Source organism: Pseudomonas sp. TE3644, from assembly GCF_056278815.1.
The window spans coordinates 2,237,067-2,261,915 of sequence record NZ_JBWBQF010000001.1; the positions used below are offsets into that span (position 1 = coordinate 2,237,067).

A 24,849-nucleotide genomic window follows, 5' to 3' on the forward strand; every position below is an offset into this window, starting at 1 on the left:
GCCCTGCGCCCCACCCAGATGTGCGGGGTTGACACCGGCCAGCGCAGCCTGGCGGCAGCGGCTACGGGTGGCTTTGACACGCCGCGGCGTCTGAATCGTTTTGCTCGAAAACGTTATCGCAGTTGCATGGAAGAGCGCCCCGGCATCACGATAATGACAATCCCCTCATTGTGCTGGACCTTCGCCATGCCCCGTGCCCGCTACAAACACGTGGTCGACACCCTGGCCGCCGACATCCGCGCCGGCCGACTGCCCCCGGGCACCCGCCTGCCCACCCACCGCGAACTGGCCAGCCGCGAGAAAATGGCTCTGGTCACCGCCACCCGCGTCTACGCCGAGCTGGAAGCCATGGGCCTGGTCAGCGGCGAGACCGGGCGCGGTACGTTCGTGCGCGAAACGTCGCTGCCGCCGGGGTTGGGCATTGACCAGCACGCGGTCACGCCTGGCATGCTCGACCTGAATTTCAATTACCCCTCGGTGCCCGGGCAGGCCGAGCTGCTGCGCCAGGCACTGCGGCAGCTGGCGTTGGCCGGCGACCTGGAAGCCCTGCTCAGGTACCAGCCCCATGGCGGGCGGATGCATGAGCGCGCCTGCATTGCCCGCTACCTGCTGGCGCGCGGCGTGCAGACAGCGGCCGAGCGCGTGGTGATCGTCAACGGTGCCCAGCACGGGTTGGCCGTGGTCGCCATGGCCCTGTTGCGTCCCGGCGACGTGGTGGCCACTGATGCCTTGACCTACCCCGGCTTCAAGGCCGTGGCCGAGGCGCTGCACCTGGAACTGGCGCCCATCCCCGCCAAGGACGACCAGCCGGATCTGGATGCGCTGGAGCAACTGTGCCGCACACGGCGGGTACGCGCCGTCTACACCATGCCCACCTTGCACAACCCGTTGGGCTGGGTACTGAACTTGCAGTGGCGCGAGCGGCTGGTGGCCATCGCCCGCCGGCGCGATCTGCTGATCATCGAGGACGCTGCCTACGCGTTTCTGGTTGAAGCGCCGCCACCACCGATCGCCACGCTGGCGCCGGATATCACGGTGTATGTCTCGGGGCTGTCGAAGAACATTGCCACGGGCATTCGCGTCGGCTTCGTTTCGGCGCCGCTGGAGCGGGTGGCGGCGCTGGAGCGTGCCATCCGCGCCACTACCTGGAACACACCCGGCGTGATGACTGCTATCGCCTGCGGATGGCTGGAGGACGGGACGGTTGAGCGGCTTGAGGCTGAAAAGCGCGCAGATGCGGTAGCGCGGCAGGCGATTGCCAGAAAAGTGCTGGAGGGGTTGGCGTGGGTGGGGCATCCCAATGCTTATTTCCTGTGGTTGCCGTTGGGCGAGGAAGTGCGCGCCGACGCGATTGCCAAGGCGCTGTTACAGCAGCAGGTGTCGGTGTCGACGGCGGAGCCGTTTGCGGTGTCTTCAAGTGCGCCGCATGCCATTCGGTTGGCGTTGGGGTCGGTGCCGTTGGTAGATTTGGAGGCGGCGCTGATGAAGGTCAGGCGGGTGATTGACCTTCATGCATACTAGTTACGTGACAGTTGTACGATGACCGACCGTTTATCGTTTGCTGGCTAACAAATGTGGAATTAACCAATTAGTACATGTAAAATTCCCCTCATTCGGCCAACGAGCCGCAGGAGCATGCCTCCTTACTTCTTATAAAAAAGCCCGTCCATGCGACGGGCTTTTTCGTTTCCGCTTTTTGATTCACAGCCGCGCACGGACTGCGCACCCCTGTACCCTTTAGAGAGACTGAAATCCATGTTGCGCCTGGTTCTGCTTTTCCTGTTGCAAACGTTCCGCCGCCTGTTCAGTGGCACCTCCGTCAGCCCGCGCGCCGAGCTGCAAGGCACCCACGCCGAAGACGACGAAGGTCGTTGGACCTTCTCCTCGATTGCGATCATTTGTGCGCTGGTGATTTACATCATTGGTGGCTTGGGCGTGTACGGCAAAACCCACATCTGGGACACCCTGACGCCTGCGCAGAAAGACTTCATCGTGCAGTCGATGATTACTGATCAGCAGGTTTTGTAAACTCGTCCTTGTTTCGCCAGGCGGCGTCCCAGTAGGGGTAGTCGCGGGCACTGTCCACGATGCCTGCTCGAATTGGGTTCGCTACGACGTAACGTGCGAGGTGCTCGAGGTCGTCCTCCCGGCGCAGAGCATGGTCGTGATAGCCCCGTTGCCAGACGGGGCCCGTGGTACCGCCTGCACGATTGATGTCCAGCGTTGATCGTGATTTCAGGCGGCCCATCAGGCTGGCCAGTGTGCCTTGCCGCAGTTCTGCCAGCCAATGCAAGTGGTCGGGCATCAACACCCAGCAGAGGGTGTGTGCTGCTTCTTCCCGTTCAGCCAAATTGAGAGCATCGATCACCGGGCGCGCAAAGCGCCCATCGGTGAACAGTGCCTTGCGATTGAGGGTGACGGTGGTCAGCAGATAGATGCGATTCAATTCCGAGTAGCGTCCGAGCCGCAGGTTAGTGGATTTGTGCATGGGGGAGTGCCTCCTTGGCAAAATTCAAACCTAGTGCATGGCGTATGGCGGTGCTGCCTTTAATAGCCACAGGTTGTTGCAGGCAGGTGGATATGCGGTGGATTTATCGCGACCAAGGTCGGCTCCTACGCCGATCGTGGTAGGAGCCGGCCTTGGCCGCGATGCGGTTGGCGCCGGTGGTTCGCAGATGGATGCGCGGTGGATTTATCGCGACCAAGGTCGGCTCCTACGCTGATCGTGGTAGGAGCCGGCCTTGGCCGCGATGCGGTTGGCGCCGGTGGTTCGGCCGATGGATGGGCGGTGGATATATCGCGACCAAGGTCGGCTCCTACGCCGATCGTGGTAGGAGCCGGCCTTGGCCGCGATGGGGTTGGCACCGATGGTTCGGCCGATGGATGCGCGGTGGATTTATCGCGACCAAGGTCGGCTCCTACGCCGATCGTGGTAGGAGCCGGCCTTGGCCGCGATGGGGTTGGCACCGATGGTTCGGCCGATGGATGCGCGGTGGATTTATCGCGACCAAGGTCGGCTCCTACGCCGATCGTGGTAGGAGCCGGCCTTGGCCGCGATGCGGTTGGCGCCGGTGGTTCGCAGATGGATGCGCGGTGGATTTATCGCGACCAAGGTCGGCTCCTACGCCGATCGTGGTAGGAGCCGGCCTTGGCCGCGATGCGGTTGGCGCCGATGGTAAGGCCGGTGGATGTGCGGTGGGTTTATCGCGACCAAGGTCGGCTCCTACGCCGATTGTGGTAGGAGCCGGCCTTGGCCGCGATGCGGTTGGCGCCGGTGGTTCGGCCGATGGATGGGCGGTGGATATATCGCGACCAAGGTCGGCTCCTACGCCGATCGTGGTAGGAGCCGGCCTTGGCCGCGATGGGGTTGGCACCGATGGTTCGGCCGATGGATGCGCGGTGGATTTATCGCGACCAAGGTCGGCTCCTACGCCGATTGTGGTAGGAGCCGGCCTTGGCCGCGATGGGGTTGGCACCGATGGTTCGGCCGATGGATGCGCGGTGGATTTATCGCGACCAAGGTCGGCTCCTACGCCGATCGTGGTAGGAGCCGGCCTTGGCCGCGATGCGGTTGGCGCCGGTGGTTCGGCCGATGGAAGGGCGGTGGATTCATCGCGACCAAGGTCGGCTCCTACGCCGAACGTGGTTGGGGGGCGATCTTGGCCGCGATGCGGTTGGCGCCGATGGTAAGGCCGGTGGATGTGCGGTGGGTTTATCGCGACCAAGGTCGGCTCCTACAGTTGAACGCGCTGCCTGTGCCGTTCCAGCGCCAACTCGATCAGGCGGCTCACCAACTCGGTGTAGGTCATGCCCGCCGCCAGCCACAGTTGCGGGTACATGCTGATGCGGGTAAAGCCAGGCAGGGTGTTGAGTTCGTTGATGATGACCTCGCCACTGTCGGTCAGGAATACGTCCACTCGCGCCAAGCCACTGCAGCCCAGCACCTGGAAGGCTTCGATCGCCAGGGCGCGGATGCGCTCGCTGGCTTCAACGGGAATGTCCGCCGGCACCAGCACCTGGGCCGCATCGCCGTCTATGTATTTGCTGTTGTAGGAATAGAAGCCGCCCTTGACCACGATCTCGCCGCAGCCGCTGGCGATGGGCGCGTCGTTGCCCAGCACGGCGCATTCGATTTCGCGGCCCTGCACGGCAGCTTCCACCAGCACCTTGTTGTCGTAGGTCAGGGCCAGGTCCACGGCCTGCCAGTAACCGGCTTCGTCCTCGACCTTGCTGACGCCCACCGATGACCCCAGGTTGGCCGGTTTGACGAACAGCGGCAGGCCCAGTTCGGCCTGCACCTGGGCAAATTCGCGGCGCCGCGAAGTGGCGCGGGTGAGGGTGATGAAAGGGGTGATGGCCAGTCCCGCATCACGCAGCAGGCGCTTGCTGATGTCCTTGTCCATGCAAACCGCCGAGCCCAGCACGTCGGAACCGACGAAGGGCAGGTCGGCCATGCGCAGCAGGCCCTGCAGGCAGCCGTCCTCGCCCTGGGTGCCGTGTACCACGGGGAAGATCACGTCGATATGCGCCAGCGGCGAGGCACCGGTTTCCAGCAATTGGCGCTCGGCCTTGCCGGGCACCAGCGCCAGTTCGCGGTGGGAGCGGTTGAGGGCGATCAGCGCCGGGTCTTCCTGGTTGAGCAGGTAGTTGGAGGCATCGTTGAGGTGCCACTGGCCGTCCTTGTCGATGCCGATCAGTACCGGCTCGAAGCGCTCGCGGTCCAGCGCCTCGACGATGTTGCGCGCCGACTGCAATGACACTTCATGCTCGGCCGAACGGCCGCCGAAAATCACCCCTACGCGCATTTTGCTCATGATCAGTTCCTGGTAACCGCAGCCTGGCGGCAGCGGCTACGGTTGGATGGGAGGCGTGGGACAAGACTGTTACACTGGCTGCAAGAATGCATTGTCAAAGCCGATTTGTCCTTCACGCCGGACAGGCATAATCTGACGCACTGATTGGTTATCTTCAACACAGGAATCCCGATGTCCCAGTTCCCTATCGTTCGTCCACGGCGCCTGCGGCGTTCCGAGAACCTCCGTTCGCTGTTCCAGGAAACCGAGTTCAGCCTGGATGACCTGGTGCTGCCGATTTTCGTCGAGGAAGAGATCGATGATTTCGTGCCTATCACCAGCATGCCCGGTGTGGCGCGCATCCCCGAATCCAAGCTGGCCGGCGAGATCGAGCGCTATGCCCGTGCCGGCATCAAGTCGGTGATGACCTTTGGCGTGTCGCACAAGCTGGACGCCGACGGCAGCGACACCTGGCAGGAAAACGGTCTGGTGTCGCGCATCGCGCGCATCTGCAAGGACGCCGTGCCGGAAATGATCGTGATGGCCGACACCTGCTTCTGCGAATACACCTCCCACGGCCACTGCGGTGTGCTGTGTGACCACGGCGTGGACAACGACGCCACCTTGCGCAACCTGGGCAAGCAGGCTGTGGCCGCCGCCCGCGCCGGTGCCGATTTCATTTCGCCGTCGGCAGCGATGGATGGCCAGGTGCAGGCCATCCGCAGCGCGCTGGACGAGGCCGGTTTCATCGACACCTCGATCATGGCCTATTCCACCAAATTCGCCTCGGCCCTGTACGGCCCGTTCCGCGAAGCCGGCGGCTCGGCGCTCAAGGGTGACCGCAAGGCCTACCAGATGAACCCGATGAACCGCCGCGAAGCGGTGCGCGAGTCGCTGATGGACGAGCAGGAAGGTGCAGACGCGATCATGGTCAAGCCGGCCGGCGCGTACCTGGACATCATCCGCGACATCCGCGAAGCCTCGCGCCTGCCGTTGACGGCGTACCAGGTGAGCGGCGAGTACGCGATGATCAAGTTCGGTGCCCAGGCCGGTGCCATTGATGAAGCGCGTGTGGTGCGTGAAAGTTTGGGTGCGATCAAGCGTGCGGGTGCTGATCTGATCTTCACCTATTTCGCCATGGACATTGCCCGCGACGGGATTTGATTGCGGCGGTGACTGCTTCCCGAGCTTTGCTCGGTCCCACACCTTTCGGGCCATGAGTGTCAGGGAGGCAAAGCGCTCAGCTTTTTGCGGCTCTGCAGCTATTACTGCGGTGCCGCCAAAGGCTAAGTGCTTTGCCTCACTGACCCAACTGCCGCGAAAGGTGTGGGACCGAGCAAAGCTCGGGAAAGGCGCAGCACAATTTTTCGTTCCAGGCGAATAGCCTTTTCATCCTGCGGAATAATCATTCGCGAACTGTGTGTGACAATTGCAGCTTCACCATCTTCGAGGCATTCGATGGACACTCTGCAAAACATGCGCACCTTCGTCTGCGTCGCCGAGGCCGGCAGCTTCAGCCATGCCGCCAAACAATTGAATGTCGCCGTGGCCACGGTGTCGCGCAGTGTCGCGGCGCTGGAAGCGCACCTGCGCGCGCGCCTGCTCAACCGCAGCACCCGCCACGTGGCCCTGACCGAAGTGGGTCAACGTTACCTGGTTCGCTGTGAGCAGATCATCGCCCACGTCGACGAAGCCGAAGTCGAGGCGGGCAACACCCAGCTGCGCCCCAGCGGCCGCCTGCGCGTGCATTCGATGATGGGCGTTGGCCGTCACTACGTGGTGCCGGCCATCGCCGATTATCGCCAGCAGCATCCCGAGGTCAGCTTCGAGCTGACCATGGCCAACCGCATGCCGGACTTGATCGAGGAGGGCATCGACGTCGCCATCGTGCTGGCCCCGCAACTGCCCGATTCGGGGTATGTCAGCCAGCGCATCGGCCAGTCCTACAGCGTGCTGTGCGCCTCGCCCGATTACCTCGCCCGTCACGGCGCGCCGCTAACGCCCCAGGCCTTGCATGGCCATGAGTGCCTGCGGCTGGTCAACCCCAGCAGCGCCACTGACCTGTGGGAATTTCATGGCGAAGACGATGTGCAGCGCATCACCCTGGGGCCGTCGGCGTTCCAGGTGAACATGGGCGACGCCATGATCGAGGCGATCGAGTCGGGAATGGGGGTAGGGTCGCTGCCGGTGTTCTCGGCCCAGAAAGGCATCGAGACGGGCAGCCTGGTGCGCCTGTTGCCGCAGTATCGGCTGCAATGCCTGAACGTGTACGCGGTGTACCCGAACCGGCGCTACCTGGATGCCAAGATCAAGGTGTTGATCAGCCATCTGCGTGGGGTGTTGCCGGGTGGGCAGGCTCAGCTGTGAGGGTCAGTCTTGCGCGCGGGTATGTTGGGAAGCCACCAGCGCCCGGCGACGGGCCTGGCCGCGGCGGTATTCGCGGCGGTGATCAATGGCGATGCCGCACGAAATCAGCAGCAGCAGGGCAGAGGCGACGAGACGTAGCATGGGGCGGTCCTTACAGGTTCTTTCAATCCGGCGCTACTCTACCAACGGCTAGGGTGCGACGCTAGGTCGCAGGTCGCAAGGCTGTTTTCCAAAACCGGTAACAATCCATTACACCACGCATTAAAATGAGCCAATGATGCGTCCCAGCATGGCCATGGCGTCCTCACTGCGCTTGTCCCACGGATGCCCGTGGTTGAGCCGTGCGCACTGACTGAAGCTGCGCGTGGCCGAGAAAATCGGCCCCGGCGCGATGCTGATGCCCTGGGCCAGCGCCAGCTGGAACAGTTGCAGGGAATCCACCTGCCGCGGAAATTCAAACCACAGAAAATAACCGCCATCGGGCCGCGTTACCCGCGTGCTCTCGGGAAAGTGCCGCGCCGCCGAAGCCAGCATTGCGCTTTGCTGCATCTCCAGGTTGTGCCGCAGCTTGCGCAGGTGCCGGTCGTAGCCGCCATGTTGCAGGTAATCGGCGATGGCCGCCTGGGCCGGCACGGATGGCGAGATGGTGGTCATCAGCTTCAGGCGGCTGATCTGCTGGGCGAAGCGCCCGCCGGCCACCCAGCCCACCCGATAACCGGGCGCCAGGCTTTTGGAGAACGAGCCGCAGTGCATCACCAGGCCGTCGCGGTCCAGGCGCTTGACCGGCTGCTGCGGCTGCGCGCCGTAGTGCAGCTCGCTGTAGACATCATCCTCGATCAGCGGCACCTGATGTTGGTGCAGCAGCCCGTAGAGCGCCTGCTTGGCGGCAGCGGGCAGGCTGGCACCCAGCGGGTTCTGCAGGCTGCTCATGAACCAGCAGGCCTTGATCGGCAGGCGTTGCAAGCGGTCGGCCAGCACGGTCAGGTCGACGCCTTCGCGTGGGTGCACGGGGATTTCCACGGCCTTGAGTTTGAGTCGTTCCAGCACTTGCAAGGTCGCATAAAAAGCCGGTGACTCGATGGCCACCAAGTCACCGGGCTGGGTCACCGATTGCAGGCACAGATTCAACGCTTCCAGCGCGCCGTTGGTGATCACCAACTCATCCATGGCCAGGTGCACGCCGCTGATCATGTAGCGCAGGGCGATCTGGCGGCGCAGGTCGGGGTTGCCTGCGGTCATGTCGGCAATCACGGCCTGGGGCGCCATGTCGCGCACGGTGCGCGCCATCGAGCGGGCCAGGCGCTGCAGCGGATACAGGTCGGGGCTGGGGAAGGCCGAGCCGAACGGCACGGTGTTGGGGTCCTTGAGTGAGCCCAGCACCGAGAACACCAGCTCGCTGACATCCACGTCGGTGCTTTCGGCCTGGCGCTCGGTGATGCTGGGCTCGGTCAGCGGCCTGGCGGTCTGCTCGCGCACGTAGTAGCCCGAGCGCGCGCGGGCCTGGATCAGCCCACGGTCTTCGAGCAGGTAATAGGCCTGGAAGACGGTCGACGGGCTGACCACGAAGGTACGGCTGGCGGTACGCACCGACGGCACTTTCTCCCCGGCCTTGAGCACGCCGGTGCGGATCATCAGGGAGATTTCGTCAGCGAGCTGTTCGTAGCGTTTCATGATGAGCCGGCGCGGGGTAGGGGGCACCAGCATGCCGCCGAATCTGCTCACATACCAGCGGCAGATTCAGCGCAAAACAGCGGATCAGATGATCGCGTCGTAGCCCGGCACCGGGTGCGGCCAGGGCGTGAGGATCTGGAAGCCGTCATCGGTGACCACCACCATGTGCTCCCACTGCGCCGACAGCGAGCCGTCGCGGGTCAGCACCGTCCAGCCATCGGCCAGGGTATGGGTGCCGCGCTTGCCGGCGTTGAGCATCGGCTCCACGGTAAAGATCATGCCCTTGACCAGCTTCATGCCCTGGCCCTTCATGCCGTAGTGCAGCACTTGCGGCTCATCGTGGTAGACCTTGCCGATGCCATGGCCGCAGTACTCGCGTACCACGCTGAAGCCGGCCGCCTCGGCGACGGTTTGAATCGCATGGCCGATATCACCCAGGTGCGCGCCGGGGCGTACCTGGCGGATGCCCGCGCACATGGCCTCGTACGTGGTACGTATCAGGCGCTGGGCTTCGTCATTGACCTGGCCCACCGGGTACATGCGGCTGGTGTCACCGAACCAGCCATCCTTGATCACCGCCACGTCGATATTGAGGATATCGCCGTCAACCAGCACCTTGCCGTTGGGGATGCCGTGGCAGATCACGTCGTTGACCGAGGCGCAGATGGTCTTGGGGAAACCGTGATAACCGACGTTGGCCGGCTTGGCCTTCTGCACGTTGACGATGTAATCGTTGCAGATGCGGTCCAGCTCATCGGTGGACACGCCAGGCTTCACGTAGGGGGTGATCATGTCCAGCACATCGGCGGCCAGCTTGCCGGCGATGCGTGACTGTTCGATGCCGGCGGCGTCGTGGAGGGTGACTTTCTTGCTCATTGGGCGCTCCCGGCCAGTTGGCGTTGTTCCATGCATGTGGCGACCGTCTGCAGGTCGAAGCCGCCGGCCTGCTCGGCGCGGATCAGCAATTGCGTGAGTTCGTTGTGGGGCAGGTGGGGGTGCAGCTCGGCGAGCATGCCGATACGCATCCAGTGCTCGGCCTGGGCGTTGATGGAGCGGCTCAGGGCGTTGGAGGTGATGCGCAGGTTTTCGTGCATCACGTCGGAGATTTTGACGATACCCATGGGGGACGGTCCATATATGAAGTGTATATGGAACGTATGGTAGCGTGGTTGGCAGGTCTATGCCAGCCTTGATGTCGAGCACACAAGGCGGACCAGGCAATGGCAGAGACATAACTGGCCCGAAACAAATGTAGGAGCTGCCGCTAGGCGGCGATGCGCCGCGCGGGCGGCGCTCGATCTCAAGAGCACCCCAACCATCACGACATGCACCCCTGGAAGCCACCGCGGACCGTAGCCGCTGCCGCCAGGCTGCGCTGGCCCTTTGCCCCGCTGGAGATCTTCAGGGTTCACACAGGCCAGCGCAGCCTGGCGGCAGCGGCTACGGATTGCGTCACGGCCACCAGGTGCCAGCCGATGTTATTTCGGCGTTCTTGAGATCGAGCGCCGCCCGCGCGGCGCTTCCCGAGCTACGCTCGGTCCCACATTTGTTTCGGGCCAGTTATGTCTGTGCCATTGCCTGGTCCGCCTTGTTTGTTCGGCATCAGATCTGCGGGGGGTTACCAGCGGCCGTAGCCTGGGCGGTGGTCATAACGGTAGTAGTCGTCACGTCGATAGTGGCCGCCATAGTAATAAGGGCGTGGCGGCGGGGCAGGCACATAGGCGACCGGCTGTTGGTAGTAACCCTGATACACCGGCTGCTGGTAATACCCCTGATACGCCGGACGGTAGTGGTGGTGTTCATGCACCGGCCCGCTCAGGGCCCCGGCCACCACGGCGCCCACGACGGCCCCGGCGATGACGGGCACGATCACGTCGCGTTCACCTGCGCTGGCGGTACCGGCGGCAATCAGGCAACCGGACAGGATCAGGGCTTGGGTCATCTTCGAAATCATGGGTGTCTCCTTTGGCGGGTAATGGGTTCGCCATGGAGCTATGAAACAACGGATTCGTGTAAGTGGATGTCTACAATCGGTAAAGATTCGGTAAACCCGTAGCCGCTGCCGCAGGCTGCGCTGGCCCTATGCCGCGCTGGAGATGCTCAGGGTTCACCCCGGCCAGCGCAGCCTTTGGCAGCGGCTACAATCAGCGGCGGCTTTCGGTGGCCATGCGTATGGCCAGGCCGGCAAGCACGGTGCCCATCAGCCATCGTTGTACCACCTGCCAGGTGGGGCGGTTGGCCAGGAAGGCGGCGACGGTGCCGGCCATCATGGCAATCAAACCGTTCACCAACAGGCTGATGACAATCTGCGTACTGCCCAGCACCAGCGATTGCGCCAGTACGCTGCCATGGCCGCTGGGGCTGATGAATTGCGGCAGCAGCGACAGGTACATCACGGCGATCTTGGGGTTGAGCAGGTTGGTCACCAACCCCATGGTGAACAGCTTGCGCGGGCTGTCGGCGGGCAGGTCGCGTACCTGGAACGGCGAGCGGCCGCCCGGTTTGACCGCCTGCCAGGCCAAGTACAGTAGGTACAGCGCGCCGCCCAGGCGCAGGGTGTCGTAGGCGAACGGCACGGCCAGCAGCAGGGCGGTGATGCCCAGGGCGGCGCACAGCATGTAGATCACAAAGCCTGCGGCCACGCCGCTTAAAGAGATCAGCCCCGCCGTGCGGCCTTGGCAGATTGAACGTGAAATCAGGTAGACCATGTTCGGGCCTGGGGTCAGTACCATGCCCAGGGCGATCAGGGCAAAGGCCAGCAGGCTGGGTAACTCGGGCATTGTCAGACTCCTGTCGGGAAGGGCGCGGCGCAGTATATCCGTAGCCGCTGCCGCCAGGCTGCGCTGGCCGGCGTGAACCCTGGCGATTTACCGCGAGCCGCAGGGCCAGCGCAGCCTTGCGGCAGCGGCTACGGCAGGGGATGCAAATCTTCCACAGCCCCCTCAAGCGCGGCGCTATCACGCCGATATCAAAGCCACGAATCTGCCTACCATGCCTTGAGATACGGTCCCATGATGTTTAACAAGCGGTTGAAACAAGAACTGGCGGTAATCGGTGAAAAGCTGTCCATCCATGAGCAGGTGATCGAGAGCCTGGACAGCGAGATGCTGACGCTGAACCTGGACCCTCAAGGCCGGGTGATCTACGCCAACGATAACTTCAAGCGTGAAATGCACTACGGCGGTGATCAGTTGGTGGGCCGTGCACTGGTGGACCTGGTGCCCAGCGATGCCCGTGGCACCGAGCATTTCAAGCGCATGAAGACAGCCCTGCAGAGCGGCGCCCATTGGGCGGGTGCATTGCAGTTGACCCGGGGCGACAACGCCGACGCCTGGTTGCGGGCAATCGTGCAGCCGGTGCGCAACAGCCAGGGCAAGATCCTGCACTGTTCGGTGTACGCCAATGACTTGACCCGTACCATCGACACCTCGCGCGAGCACGAGAACCTGATCGATGCCCTGCAGCGGTCCACGGCGGTGATCGAGTTCAATCTGGACGGTACCGTGATCACCGCCAATGATCGTTTCCTCAGTGGCATGGGCTATCGCCTGGAGCAGGTCAAGGGCAAGCATCACCGCCTGTTCTGCGAGCCTGAAGAGGCCAGCTCGGCGCAGTACCAGGCGTTCTGGGACACCCTGCGCCGTGGCGAATTTGTCGCCAACCGCTTCAAGCGCGTGGACAGCGCCGGGCGCGTGGTGTGGTTGGAGGCCTCGTACAACCCGATCGCCGATGTGCACAACCGGCTTTACAAGGTGGTGAAGTTCGCCACGGTGATCACCGATCAGGTCAACCGTGAACTGGCCGTGGCCGAGGCGGCGGACATTGCCTACAGCACGTCGGAGGACACCGATGCGGCAGCGCGGCGCGGCAGCACCGTGGTGCAGGAGACCGTGGAGGTGATGCGCCAGTTGGCGGCGCAGATGCAAGCGGCAGCGGATGGCATTGCCGCGCTGGACAAGCAGTCGCAGGTCATCGGCACCATCATCAAGAGCATCAGCAGCATTGCCGACCAGACCAACTTGCTTGCGCTCAATGCGGCCATTGAAGCGGCGCGTGCGGGTGAGCAGGGGCGTGGGTTTGCGGTGGTGGCCGATGAAGTGCGGCAACTGGCGTCGCGCACCAGCACGGCGACCGAGGAGATCGTGGCGGTGGTGCTGCAGAACCAGAAGCTGGCCGAGGAGGCCGTGCAGGTGATCGAGCAGGGCAAGCGCCAGGCCGAGCAGGGGCTGGGATTGGCGGCGCAGTCGGGGGCGGTGATTGCCGAGATTCAGGATGGGGCGCAGAAGGTGGTGAGCGCGGTGGGGCAGTTCAGCAGCCAACTGACCCACTGAGGGCTGATCTGTGGGACCGGGCGAAGCTCGGGAAGGGGCTGGCCAGGAAGACCGGGTGGTTCGCTTCCCGAGCTTCGCCCGGTCCCACAGGTTGCTTCAGTTGCTGGCGTTCGTGTGCCAGGTCGCTGGCGCTCAGTGGCACGTAGCCTTCTTCGCTCGCCGTCTGGGCGCAGTGGCGGGCACGGCGGTGCTGTCACCTCAGTGAAGCATTGAAATTATTTTTGGGTTTACCGAATACGTGCTTTTTCAGGGACGCTGTGGTCAGAAAGCCAGCAAGCAACCGTCGCCACACCGCGAACCGCTTTTGCTTCCGTGAGGCCTTTGATCTTGATTGTATGCCCCGTTAGAGCCAAGGGCCGACCGGAGACGTCGATCAAGATCAAGATCAAGATCAAGATCAAAAGCCAAAGCGGCGGCCTGCCTTGGTTCTGCGGTGGGTTTGCTTAGAAGGATACGCTGGTGGTCAGCACGACCTGTCGCGGGTCGCCCACGGCAACCACGTACTGGCTCACCGCCGAAGGGTAGTAATGCCGGTCGAACAGATTGTTGATGTTCAACTGCACTCGCAGGTCATGGCCACCCACATGGGTGTCATAACGGGCAAACGCATCAGTCACGGTGTAAGCCGGCAATTTGAAACTGTCCTGCGGATCTCCCGCCCGTTCCCCCACATAACGCGGCCCACCGCCAATGTGCAGGCGACCACCGCCTAGCACGGTGCCCAGGTCGTGGCTCAGGTATAGAGACGCGCTATGGCGGGGCACGTTCTGCAAGGGATTGCCGCGCAACTGCGGATCCCGGGTAACCCACGCATCGGTGAAGGCATAGGCCGCCATCACATCCCAGCCAGGCGCCAGGCTGCCGCTGGCCTCAAGCTCGATACCGCGCGAACGCACGGCGCCGGCATTGCGGCTGACCGGAACGTCGTTGACGGTCTCGCTGACCAGCACATTGCGCTTGCGGATGTCGTACAGCGCCACGCTGGCGGACAGGCCATCGGGGTGCTCGTACTTGAGGCCCGTCTCCCACGCCTTGGCTTGCTCGGGGCGGATGGTGGAGTCGATGATCTGCGTGGTGTCGGCATTGAGCGGCGCGATGCTGGAATTGGGCTTGAACGACTCGCTGTAGCTGACGTACCACGACCAGTCCGGGGCGAAGCGGTACACCAGCCCGGCGCTGGGCACCCAGGCGGTGCCGTTGATGTCGGTGTTGGCGTGGAAGGGGCGGCCGCGCCCGGCGTACTGGTCGTAGCTGAGCAGGCGGGTGCCCACGATGGCCAGCCACTGCTCGTTCAAATGGATCGAGTCACGCAGGTACAGCGCCGTGGTGCGCAGGCGATCCAGCTGCGCGCTGGAGCTGGCGGACACGCTGGTGGGCGCTACTTCCTGGCCGTAGACGGGGTTGACGTAGCTGAAGGTGCTGAGGCTGTTCTGGCGTAGCAGGTCATCACGGTAGTACAGCCGATGCTCTTCGCTCAGGCCCACCAGCACCTCGTGCTCCAGGCCCAGCCAGGTGGGGCTGCCGGACAATTCCAGTTCGCCCTGCTGGGCGCGGCTGATCGAGCCCAGGGTGCCGTCCATGCTGCGGGTCAGGGTGCCGGTGCTGGTGTCCACCCCGGTGATGCGCACCTGGTAGGCGTCATAGGTTTCCTCGTTGTAGCTGTAGGCACCGTGGGCTTGCCAGCCATTGTCCAGTTGATGGTTGTAGCTCAGGCGCAGCCGTTGCGAGCGGCCGGTCATGTCGTTGAATGGCTCGTCCAGCCGCCGGGTATAGGGGATGTCCAGCGGCCGGCCGGTATCGGGGTTGATCACCGTGCCGCGGTCGAACGGGGTGAGGAAGGTGCGGTGCTCGTACGCCAGCTGGATCTCGTCACGCTCGCCGTACCAGGCCAGCGACGGCGCCACCAGGGTTTCGCGGTGCACGCCGTAGTTGCGCCAGTAGTCTTCGTCCTGATGATCAACGATCAGCCGATACGCCAGGCCGTTGTCGCCCAGTGGCCCGGTGCTGTCCAGGCTGATGTCGCTGCCATCGCGGCCATGGGCGAAGCCGGAGGCCTTGGTCTGCAGTTCGTTGCGGGCGGTGAGCTGTGGGGTCTTGCTGACCACGTTGATCACCCCGCCCGGGTCCTGGATGCCGTACAGCAGGGCGGCGGGGCCTTTGAGCACTTCGACGCTGTCGGTGGTGGCGTTGAAGTTGCGACCCTGCACCATGGGCATGCCGTCGCGCACTATCGAGCCGTCGCGGTTGTCGCCGAAGCCGCGCTTGACCAGGGTGTCCTGGGTGCTGCCCAGGGTGTTGCCCTGGGTCAGGCCGCTGACGTTGCGCAGGGCGTCGTCCAGGTTGCGCGGTTGCTGGTCGCGCAGTACGGCGTCGTTCACCCGGCTGATGCTGGCCGGCTGCTCCAGCCAGGACGAAGGGCTGCGATTGACACGGACTACGGCGGCGGGCTGGTAGCTGGCCAGACGCTGGCTGTCGATGTTCAAGGGTTGCAGCTGGATCTGGCTGGCGTCGACGGGTGGGGCGGTCAGGGCCAGGGTTTTGTCGTCAGTGCGCCGGTAGCGCAGGCCGGTGCCCGCCAGTAGGCGGCTCAAGGCCTGCTCAACGGTGAGTTGGCCGATCACTGCTGGCGCCTGGACGAGGTAAGGGGTGTCGTCGACATAGACGATGTTCTGCCCGGTCAGGCGGCTCAGTGCAGCCAAGGCGTCGGGCAGGGGTTGGGGCTTGAGGGCAAGGTTGTAACGCGGCGCGGCCGCCTGGGGGGCGAGCGCGTCGGCCTGGACCGCCAGGGGCAGGCCCAGGGGGGTGCTCAGTGCTGCTGCCAGCAAGGAAAATCGCAACCGGCAGCGCATCGAATTTCGGCTCAGGGGTTATGAGATGCGAATATATCTCATTAGCTTTAAATATGCACCTGCCGATCACTCATCCGTCGCCGCTGGCGACAGGCTGCGCTGGCCAGCGTGAACCCTGAATATCTCCAGCGGGGCAAGGGGCCAGCGCAGCCTTGCGGCAGCGGCTACAGGCGGATGATCAGGTTCAGCGGATGATCAGGTTACCGCCGGGCAGGCGCTGTTGGGTGTAGCCCAGCACGCCCTGAAAGGCGTCGAGTACGGCTTGCGGGTCGTTGCTGGCGAAGTCGCCGCTGACCTGGCGTTTGCCCAGCCCGCTGCCCAGCAGCACGATGCGCCCGGGGTAGTAGCGTTGCACCACGGCCAGGGCATCGGCCAGGGGCTGGCGGCGGAAGCTCAGTTGCCCTTGGCGCCAGCTGAAAGCCTGCTGCGGGTTGACCGCTTGCAGGGCGCCGGCGTGAAGTGGGTCGTAGTCCACGCGTTGACCGGCGGTGAGCAGCACTGGGGTGGTGTCCTGGGCCGCCTTGACCGCGACCTTGCCTTCTTCAACGGTCACCTGGCTGCCGTTGGCCTGGCGGCGGACTTCGAAGTGGGTGCCCAGCACGCGCACCTCGCCGTCATCGGCGTGCACCACGAATGGCTGGCCGTTGTGGCTGACATGGAAGTACGCAGCACCACGGCGCAGGCGCACGTTGCGGCCCTGGGCGTCGAGTGTCACGTCGATGGCGCTGTCGCCGTCCAGTTGCACTTCGCTGCCATCGGCCAGGGTGAGGTTGCGCAACTGGCCGGGGGCGGTGTGGTAGTCGGCCTGCAGGTCGTCGAGCCAGCGCTCGGGCTGCCAGGCCAGGGCCAGCACGCCGGCCAGCACCACCGTGGCGGCCATGGCCACGGGCAGCAGCCGACGGCGGGGGCGGGCTGCCTGGGCGCGGCGCAGCAGGGCCTGCAGGGCCGCGTCTTCTTCGTGGGCCAACTGCGCGGCCGCAGGGCCGGTGAGGTGCCACAGGCGGCGCGCATCGCGGTAGGCGTCGGCGTTGGCGGCATCCTGGGCCAGCCAGCGCTGCAGTTCCTGCTGGTCGGTGGCAGGCAGGCGGGTCTCATCCAGGGTCGGGTTGCCGGGCTCGGCCGCCACGCGCGTCACCCACAGCAAGGCGATGTCCGCGCTGGCGGGGCGAGAGGAGATGCTGACAACGTTCATGGCCTGGCCTTCACGGTGGGGGCTTCGACGCTGCTCTTGCAGGCCTGCAAGGCGCGCATCATATGTTTTTCCACGGCGCTGGCGGAGATGTCCAGCGCACGGGCTATTTCGTTGTAGCTTTGGCCATGGATGCGGTTGAGCAAAAACACATGGCGGGTGCGCTCGGGCAGCGCGCGCAGGGCGGCGTCCACCTGATGCAGTTCGTGGTTGGCCTGGTGGCCGTCTTCCAGGGCGGACGAGGTGCCGGCCATCTGTTCGGGCAACAGCGCGGTCTCGGTGCGCAGGCGGCTGCGCTGGCTGCGGATGTGGTCAATGGCCAGGTTGCGCGCGCTGCGCATCATGTACTGGCCCATGTCCTGCACCTGCACGTCCTTGCGTCGCCACAGGCGGATGAACAGCTCCTGGCACAGGTCAGCCGCCGTGGCGCGGCAGGCCACCCAGCGGCTGAGCTGTTTTTCCACGCGCCCTTGCTGTTGCAGGAAGACCTGCAGCATGTCCTGATCGTCAGGCTCGGGGAAGGGCGGCTTGGGCATGGAGGGGGGGCGGCCAGGGAAAACGCGCATGATAAGCGCTCGCGATGGGAATGGCCACAAGGCTGGCGACGCCGGTTTCACAGGCCATGGCACGTTGCAACAGACCGTAGGAGCCGAGCTTGCTCGCGATGCGCCGCGCGGGCGGCGCTCGATCTCGAGAACGCTGGAGAAACATCGGCTGGCACCTGGTGGCCGTAACGCAATGACCCGCCGGACCCTTTGAGGAAAACCCGATACGCCTGCCGTGAAACCGCACTTGGACCCCGGAGGTGCATGCCTTGGTGTTTATAGCGTGCTTGAGATCGAGCGCCGCCCGCGCGGCGCATCGCGAGCAAGCTCGGCTCCTACAGTTTGTTGCAACGTACCATGGCCTGATGGTTAGGCGTCGCCGGTTCTGTTCAGCCGCATTTATTTGAAATGGGCGGCGAACAGGGCTACTTCTTCAGGTTTGACTAGCTGGTAAGGCACCCAGATGTTGCTCTCCACCGGCTTGCCTTCGATCATCTTCACCGCCGCGTCCATGGCGCTGTCGGCCTGGGCCTTGGGGTCCTGGAACACGGTGGCGGCCAGTTGCCCGCTCTTGATCGCCGCCAGGCCATCGGGCAGGCCGTCGACGCCGACGATGGGCAGGCTGCCCGCGTTTTTGCCGGCCTGCTGCAGGGCCATGGCGGCGCCGATGGCCATTTCGTCGTTGTTGGCGACGATGGCGTCCAGGGGCGTGCCGGCCAGCACCCAGTTGCTGGTCAGGTCCATGCCCTTGCTGCGGTCCCAGTTGGCGCTTTGTTCGGCGACTACCTTGATGCCGGGAAACTGCTTGAGCACCTCCTTCACACCTTCAGTGCGACCTTGCGTGGCGTTCTGCGTCAGGTCACCGAGGATGATCGCCAGGTTGCCCTTGCCGCCCATGCGCTGGGCCAGGTAACGCATCTGCAACTGGCCGGCCTCGATGTCGTTGGAGGCCACGGCGACCACGCCCTTGGGCAGGTCGGTCTGGTCGGGACGACGGTTGACGTACACCAGCGGAATGCCGGCCGCCAGGGTGGCGCGGGAAATGTTGGTGGTGCCCGCCGTGTCCACCGGCAGCACGATGATGGCGTCGACCTTCTGGCTGATGAAGCTTTGTACCTGGTCCAGCTGACGCACCACGTCGCCCTGGGCGTCCTGCACCTGCACCTGGACGTGTTGCTGGCGACCGGCGGCCTCAAGCCCGGTGCGCACGTAGGTCATGAAGTTGTCGTCGACGCGGGCGATGGTCACGCCGATGCGGTAGTCGGCCCAGCTGGCCTGGCTGGCCAGCAACAGCAGTGAGGCGATTAGCAGTGAGAGCTTGCGCATGAAGGTGTTTCCTTATTGTTGTTGTAGGAAAATGCACGATTCAGTCGAGGGTAAAGGCGCTGCGGAAACGCTCCAGGGCCAGCACCGGGTCGCTCGAGGCCCAGCCTTCCAGGCCGACCACGCCGCGATAGCCGATGACATCCAGGGCGCGGGCAATGGCGGGGTAGTGGATTTCGCCGGTGCCCGGCTCCTTGCGTCCGGGCACGTCGGCCACCTGGATCTCGCCAATCGCCGAGCCGGCGCGCTGCACCAGTTCGATCAGGTTGCCCTCGCCGATTTGTGCGTGGTACAGGTCCAGGTTGAGCTTGAGCCAGGGGCTGCCCACGGCTTCGATCAGCGCCAGGGTGTCAGCCGCCGTGGCGAACGGCGTGCCGGGATGGTCGACGGCGGTGTTGAGGTTTTCCAGTAAAAACACCTTGCCGGCCGCCTCGCCCAGGCGCGCGATTTTTTCCAGGGTTTTGCACGCGCTCAGCCACATGGCGCCCGTGACCTGGGCCACCGGGCGCACCGGCAAACCGCGATTGTCCAGGCCGGTGCCGTGCAGGTTGAGGCTGGGGCAGCCCAGGCGTTCGGCCACGGCCAGGGAGGTCTCGGCGCTGTCGAGCAACTGGCGGATGCCGTCGCTTTCCGTGAGGTTGCCGCTCAGGTACCCGGTCATCGACGTGAAACGGGCGCCGGTGGCCACCAGGGCGTCGATGTCCTTGGTTGACCAGTCCCAGATTTCCACGCTGAAACCCAGGGCGTGGATGCGCTGCACGCGCTCCACGAACGGCAAGTCAACAAACAGCATTTCCGCGCTGGCGGCCAGGGTGAAGGGCGAAGTGGTCATGGGCAGATTCCTCACAGGTTGACCGGCAGGCCGGATTGCACCGAGTCGATACAGGCCAGGGCGATGCGCAGGGCGGCACGGGCATCTTCACCGCTGGCTTGGGGCGCCTCGCCGCTGCGCACGCAGGCCACGAAATGGTTGAGCTCGGCAATGTAGGCGTCGCGCAGCAGGTCGGTGTCCAGGCGCAGGGTATCGGCCTGCACGCCGTCGGCCAGGTAGCGCACCAGGTTGCCGTCAGCGACGCTACCGATGCTCAGCATCCCGGCGCTGCCGAACACTTCCCCGCGCACGTCGTAGCCGTACACAGCCTGGAAATTGGCCTCGGCGGTGGCGATGGCGCCGTTGTCGAAACGCACGGTGACCACGGCGGTGTCCAGCAGGCCCTTGTCCTTGTACTGCGGCGCCACCAGGGCGTCGGCCACGGCGAACACCTGCACGGCTTCGGCGCCGGGGTTGAGATAGCGCAGGGCATCGAAGTCGTGGATCAGGGTTTCCAGGAAGATGGTCCAGGGCTTGATGGCGGCCGGGTTGCTCAGCCCGGGGTCACGGGTCAGCGAGCGCAGCAGTTGCGGGGTGCCGATGCGGCCGGCCAGCACGTCTTCATGGGCGGTGCGGAAGCTGCGGGCGAAGCGGCGGTTGAAGCCCACTTGCAGCACCACGCCGGCGTCGGCGGCAGCGGCAATGGCGCGGTCGGCTTCGTCCAGGGTGATGGCCATGGGTTTTTCGCAGAACACGCTTTTGCCGGCGTGGGCGGCGCTGATCACCAGTTCCGCGTGGCTGCGGGCGGGGGCGGCAATCAGCACGGCGTCCACGGCCGGGTCGTCCAGCAGTTGCTGCGGGTCGGTATAGGCCTGGGCCACGCCCAGTTCTTCGGCCAGGCGCGCGGCCTGGCCCGGGGTGGGGTCGGCGATCGCACTCAGGCAGGCACCGGGGATGTGCCGGGCAGCGGTGTGGGCGTGGAAGCTGCCCATGCGGCCGGCGCCGATGAGGCCGAGGCGGATGATCTTGCTCATGCGGTGGTCCTTGTTGTTGTGAGGTGATACAGCGACTGGAGCAAGGCCTGTGCCATTTTTCAAGTTGTTGATTTTTATAGGTTTATTGATTTTGGATAGGCGCATTAATGTCTATTTGAAAGACATGGCTACACTGACATGTCAAAAACAATGACATTGCCAGGACGCGTTCATGAGCCGCTTGCCCCCGATGGACTGTACCCCCGAGGATCTCGATTACCTGGCCGCCCTGGGCCCGGCCGCATTGAACCAAGGGCCATTGATGGAGTTGCAGCAGGCGTGGGAACACTGCCTGTCAGGGCAAGTACAGCCGCCCCCTGGCGTGCGCCAGGTGATCTGGGCGTCATGGCGCCGCAGCCTCGCTGCTGGCCTGCACCCCGATCAACAGGCCTACCGATTCGTGGCGCCCGCCAGCCTTGACGAAAAACTGCACGCCAATCGTGGCCTGATCCCCATCGCCGCCGAGGTCATGAGCGGCCTGCTGGCCTACAACCCGCGCGGCCACGTCAACCTGACCGACGCCGAGGGCACCACACTGGCCTATTGCGGCCTGGACCTGACGCCGGTGGGCAGCCGCCTGACCGAATCGGTGCAGGGCACCAACTGCACGGGCCTGGCGATGGTATTGGACCGGTTGGTCTATGTGCTGGCCGAGGAGAATTTCAGCACCTGGCACCGCCAGCGCCGAATGCACTGCGCTGCCGCCCCCATCCGCGATGCCCGGGGCACCACCGTGGCCATCCTGACCCTGACGGCGGAGCCCGGCTGGTTCCATTTCCATACCCTGGGCACCGTGCAGGCCGCAGCCGAGGCGGTGGGCCGGCAGATGGCCTTGCAAGCGCTGCTGAACGAACAGCGCACGGTGCTGGAAGTGCTCAACGAAGGCCTGGTGGTGCTGGATGAACGGGGCAGCATCAAGGCGCTCAACCGCTATGCGCGGCAGTTGTTCCGCGTGGGGGAGGCGTTGCTGGGCCAGCCCTTCAAGCAGCTGGGCCACAGCGACCTGACCGACGAGCGTCTGCGCCGCGTCACCGAACCGCTGCGTGACCTGGACTGCACCTTCCAGTTGCACGACGGCTCGACCCTGGCCTGCCTGGCATCTGTGTGCGCCATGGAGCAGGGCGGCCAGATCATCTCCCTGCGCGAAAACCGCCGCACCCGCGAGATCGCCCGGCGCATCATCGGCACACAAGCGCGCTATACCTTCGACACCCTCCTGGGCAATTCCCGCGCTTTGCAGGACGCCCTGCACCTGGGCCGTGTCGCCAGCCGCAGCGACGCCACCACGCTGATCCTGGGGGAAAGCGGCACCGGCAAGGAGCTGTTCGCCCAGGCCATCCATAATGCCAGCGAGCGGCGCAACGGGCCGTTCGTGGCGGTTAACTGCGGGGCCATTCCGCGTGATCTGGTGCAGAGCGAACTGTTCGGCCATGTCGAAGGCGCGTTCAGTGGCTCGGCGCGGGGTGGGGCGGCCGGCAAGTTCGAGTTGGCCGATGGCGGCACCATCTTTCTCGATGAAATCGGCGACATGGCGTTCGATGCTCAGGTCAGCTTGCTGCGGGTGTTGCAGGAAGGGGAGGTGACCCGCGTGGGGGCGCGCAAATCCCAGCAGGTGGACGTGCGCATCATCGCCGCCACCCATCGCAACCTGGGCCAGGCCGTGGCCGACGGTGCTTTTCGTGAAGACCTGTACTACCGCCTCAACGTGCTGAGCCTGAGCGTGCCGCCGCTGCGCATGCGCCGCGAGGACATCGCGGTGCTGGCGCGGCATTTTCTGTCACGCTGCGCGCGCAGCCTGCGCAAAGCGGTGCGTGACCTGACGCCAGCGGCGCTGGAGCGACTGCTGGAGCATCCGTGGCCGGGCAATGTGCGCGAGTTGGAAAACACCATCGAGCGGGCGGTGAACGTGGCCAGTGGCGAGTGGTTGCAAGCGCAGGACTTGCCGTTGGAGTTGATGGTGGGCAGCCGCGCGGTGGCGCCGGAGGCACCGAGGGATTTGAGCGGGCATGAGCGGCAGGCCATCGAGGCGGCCTTGCGCGAGACAGGGGGTAACATTCGCCTGGCGGCGCAGCAGTTGAAGGTGTCGCGGGGAGGGTTGTACGTGAAGATGAATCGGCTGGGCATCAGCGTCGCGCAGTACCGCCTCTGACAAAATGTGGGAGCGGGCTCTGCCCGCGAAAAGGGCAACGCGGTTTGTCAAATAAACCGCGGAGGCTCTTTCGCGGGTAGAACCCGCTCCCACACAAGCAGCAATGCCGATAGATCAGCGTGTTGCTTACAGCGCCATGTCAGCCGCTGGGTTGGCAGCCGGCTTGACGGCCGGGGCAGCCTGCGGGGCAACCGAAGCGTCGATCACCGGTGGCTTGGTCAGTTGCAGCACCTCGGAGGTGTAGTTCCACTCCTGCTGAACGCGCGCTGGCGAGTCATTCAGCTTGGTGCCGTAGCTAGGCACGATCTGGTGCATCTTTTCCTGCCAGGCCGGGGTGGCGACCTTGTCCTTGAAGACCTTTTCCAGCACATCGATCATGATCGGTGGCGCGGTCGAGGCACCTGGGGAGGCGCCCAGCAGGCCGGCGATGGAGCGATCCTGGGAGTACACAACCTCGGTACCCAGTTTCAGCACGCCGCCTTTCTCGGCATCACGCTTGATGATCTGCACGCGCTGGCCGGCTTGCCACAGGCGCCAGTCTTCTTTCTTGGCGTGCGGGAAGTACTCTTTCAGGGCGTTGAAGCGGTCGTCATCCGACATCATCAACTGGCCAGCCAGGTACTCGATCAGCGGGTACTGCTCAACGCCAACCTTGGTCATCGGCCACACGTTATGCGTGGTGGTGGTCGACAGCAGGTCCAGGTAGGAGCCTTGCTTGAGGAACTTGGTGGAGAAGGTGGCGAATGGCCCGAACAGGATCACGCGCTTGCCATCCAGCACGCGGGTGTCCAGGTGCGGTACGGACATGGGCGGCGCGCCGGTGGAGGCGATGCCGTAGGCCTTGGCCATGTGCTGCAGGGCGATGTCCTGGTTATCAGTGACCAGGAACGAACCACCCACCGGGAAGCCGGCGTAATCGCGCGCTTCCGGGATGTCGGCTTTCTGCAGCAGTTTCAGCGCGCCGCCGCCGGCACCGATGAACACGAATTTCGCGTCGGTGGCGTGGGTGGTGCCGTCTTTCAGGTTTTTGTACTCGACGTGCCAGCCGCCGTCCTTATTGCGGGTGATCTCTTCGACTTCGCTGGACAGGTTCAGCGTGAAGTTGGGGCTGGTCTGCAGGGCGGCAACGTACTGGCGAGTGACTTCACCCCAGTTGGCGTCGGTGCCCAGCGGCGTCCAGGTGGCGGCGATTTTCTGGTTGGGATCACGCCCTTCCATCATCAGCGGCACCCACTTCTTGATCTGCTCCTGATCTTCGCTGTACTGCATGCCGGCGAACAACGGGCTCTGCTTCAGGGCTTCGTAGCGGGCCTTGAGGAATTTGACGTTGTCATCGCCCCACATGAAGCTCATGTGCGGGGTGGAGTTGATGAACGAGTGCGGGTTTTTCAGCACGCCCGAACGCACCTGCCACGACAGGAACTGACGGGTGACCTGGAACGCTTCGTTGATCTCGATGGCCTTGCCGATCTCGATCTTGCCGTCCTTGCCGTACGGGGTGTAGTTGGACTCGGCCAGGGCAGAGTGGCCGGTACCGGCGTTGTTCCAGCCGTTGGAGCTTTCTTCGGCCACGCCGTCCAGGCGCTCGACCATCTGCATCGACCAGCCCGGCTCCAGTTCGTTGAGCCAGACGCCGAGGGTGGCGCTCATGATGCCGCCGCCGACCAGCAGTACGTCGACTTTCTTCGGCTCCTCGCCATGGGCAGGCATGAGCGTCATGGACAATGCCAGACCCAGCAGTGCCTTGTTCACTTTCTTAAACATCGGTTACCCCTGTATTTAAAAAA

General features: G+C 64.4%; 20 protein-coding genes and 2 pseudogenes. 7 read left to right on the forward strand and 15 right to left on the reverse strand.

Annotation, left to right across the window (positions count from 1 at the left end):
* Positions 1–186 precede the first annotated feature (186 nt).
* Both ACZ9GA_RS09935 and ACZ9GA_RS09940 read left to right on the forward strand, forming a co-directional pair.
* Entirely contained in the window at positions 187–1,521 is a 1,335-nt protein-coding gene (locus ACZ9GA_RS09935) for an aminotransferase-like domain-containing protein (RefSeq protein ID WP_457362835.1), read from the forward strand.
* A gap of 234 nt (positions 1,522–1,755) precedes the next feature.
* Entirely contained in the window at positions 1,756–2,028 is a 273-nt protein-coding gene (locus tag ACZ9GA_RS09940; protein ID WP_027980648.1) for a hypothetical protein, read from the forward strand.
* On the opposite strand, the gene ACZ9GA_RS09945 is transcribed toward ACZ9GA_RS09940, so the two are convergent.
* A complete protein-coding gene (locus tag ACZ9GA_RS09945; protein ID WP_457362834.1) occupies positions 2,006–2,488 on the reverse strand; it encodes an REP-associated tyrosine transposase in 483 nt (160 codons plus the stop codon). The two genes, ACZ9GA_RS09940 and ACZ9GA_RS09945, sit on opposite strands and share 23 nt — an antisense overlap.
* Before the next feature lie 1,246 nt (positions 2,489–3,734).
* Entirely contained in the window at positions 3,735–4,814 is a 1,080-nt protein-coding gene (ddlA, locus tag ACZ9GA_RS09950; protein ID WP_457362833.1) for a D-alanine--D-alanine ligase, read from the reverse strand.
* A 171-nt stretch (positions 4,815–4,985) separates the two neighbouring features.
* On the opposite strand from ddlA, the gene hemB reads away from it, so the two are divergent.
* Together hemB and ACZ9GA_RS09960 are read left to right on the forward strand one after the other, a co-directional pair.
* The gene (gene hemB, locus ACZ9GA_RS09955) at positions 4,986–5,957 is read left to right on the forward strand and encodes a porphobilinogen synthase (protein ID WP_457362832.1); all 972 of its coding nucleotides are present in this window, start codon (positions 4,986–4,988) and stop codon (positions 5,955–5,957) included.
* Positions 5,958–6,251: 294 nt separating this feature from the next.
* The gene (locus ACZ9GA_RS09960; RefSeq protein ID WP_457362831.1) at positions 6,252–7,160 is read left to right on the forward strand and encodes a LysR family transcriptional regulator; all 909 of its coding nucleotides are present in this window, start codon (positions 6,252–6,254) and stop codon (positions 7,158–7,160) included.
* 3 nt (positions 7,161–7,163) lie between these two features.
* Here ACZ9GA_RS09960 and ACZ9GA_RS09965 read toward each other — a convergent pair whose 3' ends face one another.
* From ACZ9GA_RS09965 to ACZ9GA_RS09990, 6 genes are all read right to left on the reverse strand, one after another.
* Entirely contained in the window at positions 7,164–7,301 is a 138-nt protein-coding gene (locus ACZ9GA_RS09965) for a hypothetical protein (RefSeq protein WP_155980613.1), read from the reverse strand.
* A 120-nt stretch (positions 7,302–7,421) separates the two neighbouring features.
* Entirely contained in the window at positions 7,422–8,831 is a 1,410-nt protein-coding gene (mapR, locus tag ACZ9GA_RS09970) for a GntR family transcriptional regulator MpaR (RefSeq protein ID WP_457362830.1), read from the reverse strand.
* Between the two features lie 84 nt (positions 8,832–8,915).
* A complete protein-coding gene (map, locus tag ACZ9GA_RS09975) occupies positions 8,916–9,707 on the reverse strand; it encodes a type I methionyl aminopeptidase (RefSeq protein ID WP_457362829.1) in 792 nt (263 codons plus the stop codon).
* Entirely contained in the window at positions 9,704–9,952 is a 249-nt protein-coding gene (locus tag ACZ9GA_RS09980; protein ID WP_008370240.1) for a ParD-like family protein, read from the reverse strand. Before ACZ9GA_RS09980 ends, map begins: the two co-directional genes overlap by 4 nt.
* 497 nt (positions 9,953–10,449) lie before the next feature.
* Complete coding sequence (locus ACZ9GA_RS09985) at positions 10,450–10,785, reverse strand: hypothetical protein (protein ID WP_457362828.1); 336 nt, start codon at positions 10,783–10,785, stop codon at positions 10,450–10,452.
* 190 nt (positions 10,786–10,975) lie between these two features.
* Entirely contained in the window at positions 10,976–11,611 is a 636-nt protein-coding gene (locus ACZ9GA_RS09990) for a LysE family translocator (protein ID WP_457362827.1), read from the reverse strand.
* 234 nt (positions 11,612–11,845) lie between these two features.
* On the opposite strand from ACZ9GA_RS09990, the pseudogene ACZ9GA_RS09995 reads away from it, so the two are divergent.
* A pseudogene (locus ACZ9GA_RS09995) lies at positions 11,846–12,616 on the forward strand (PAS domain-containing protein); the annotation flags it as partial.
* Between the two features lie 111 nt (positions 12,617–12,727).
* Positions 12,728–13,162, forward strand: a pseudogene (locus tag ACZ9GA_RS10000) (methyl-accepting chemotaxis protein); the annotation flags it as partial.
* Between the two features lie 443 nt (positions 13,163–13,605).
* Here ACZ9GA_RS10000 and ACZ9GA_RS10005 read toward each other — a convergent pair.
* The 6 genes from ACZ9GA_RS10005 to ACZ9GA_RS10030 all read right to left on the reverse strand — a co-directional run bounded on the left by ACZ9GA_RS10005 (position 13,606) and on the right by ACZ9GA_RS10030 (position 20,913).
* Complete coding sequence (locus ACZ9GA_RS10005; protein ID WP_457362826.1) at positions 13,606–16,011, reverse strand: TonB-dependent siderophore receptor; 2,406 nt, start codon at positions 16,009–16,011, stop codon at positions 13,606–13,608.
* 184 nt (positions 16,012–16,195) lie between these two features.
* Complete coding sequence (locus tag ACZ9GA_RS10010; protein WP_457362825.1) at positions 16,196–17,203, reverse strand: FecR family protein; 1,008 nt, start codon at positions 17,201–17,203, stop codon at positions 16,196–16,198.
* Positions 17,200–17,736, reverse strand: a complete 537-nt coding sequence (locus ACZ9GA_RS10015; RefSeq protein WP_457363765.1) for an RNA polymerase sigma factor — start codon at positions 17,734–17,736, stop codon at positions 17,200–17,202. Before ACZ9GA_RS10015 ends, ACZ9GA_RS10010 begins: the two co-directional genes overlap by 4 nt.
* A gap of 408 nt (positions 17,737–18,144) precedes the next feature.
* Positions 18,145–19,071, reverse strand: coding sequence for a sugar ABC transporter substrate-binding protein (locus ACZ9GA_RS10020; protein ID WP_457362824.1), 927 nt, complete (start codon positions 19,069–19,071; stop codon positions 18,145–18,147).
* A 40-nt stretch (positions 19,072–19,111) separates the two neighbouring features.
* Positions 19,112–19,900, reverse strand: coding sequence for a TIM barrel protein (locus tag ACZ9GA_RS10025; RefSeq protein WP_457362823.1), 789 nt, complete (start codon positions 19,898–19,900; stop codon positions 19,112–19,114).
* 11 nt (positions 19,901–19,911) lie between these two features.
* Positions 19,912–20,913, reverse strand: coding sequence for a Gfo/Idh/MocA family oxidoreductase (locus ACZ9GA_RS10030; RefSeq protein ID WP_457362822.1), 1,002 nt, complete (start codon positions 20,911–20,913; stop codon positions 19,912–19,914).
* Positions 20,914–21,085: 172 nt separating this feature from the next.
* Here ACZ9GA_RS10030 and ACZ9GA_RS10035 point away from each other — a divergent pair, with 172 nt between their 5' ends.
* Positions 21,086–23,062, forward strand: coding sequence for a sigma-54-dependent Fis family transcriptional regulator (locus ACZ9GA_RS10035; RefSeq protein WP_457362821.1), 1,977 nt, complete (start codon positions 21,086–21,088; stop codon positions 23,060–23,062).
* Positions 23,063–23,188: 126 nt separating this feature from the next.
* On the opposite strand, the gene mqo is transcribed toward ACZ9GA_RS10035, so the two are convergent.
* A complete protein-coding gene (gene mqo / locus ACZ9GA_RS10040; protein WP_457362820.1) occupies positions 23,189–24,826 on the reverse strand; it encodes a malate dehydrogenase (quinone) in 1,638 nt (545 codons plus the stop codon).
* Positions 24,827–24,849: the final 23 nt, after the last annotated feature.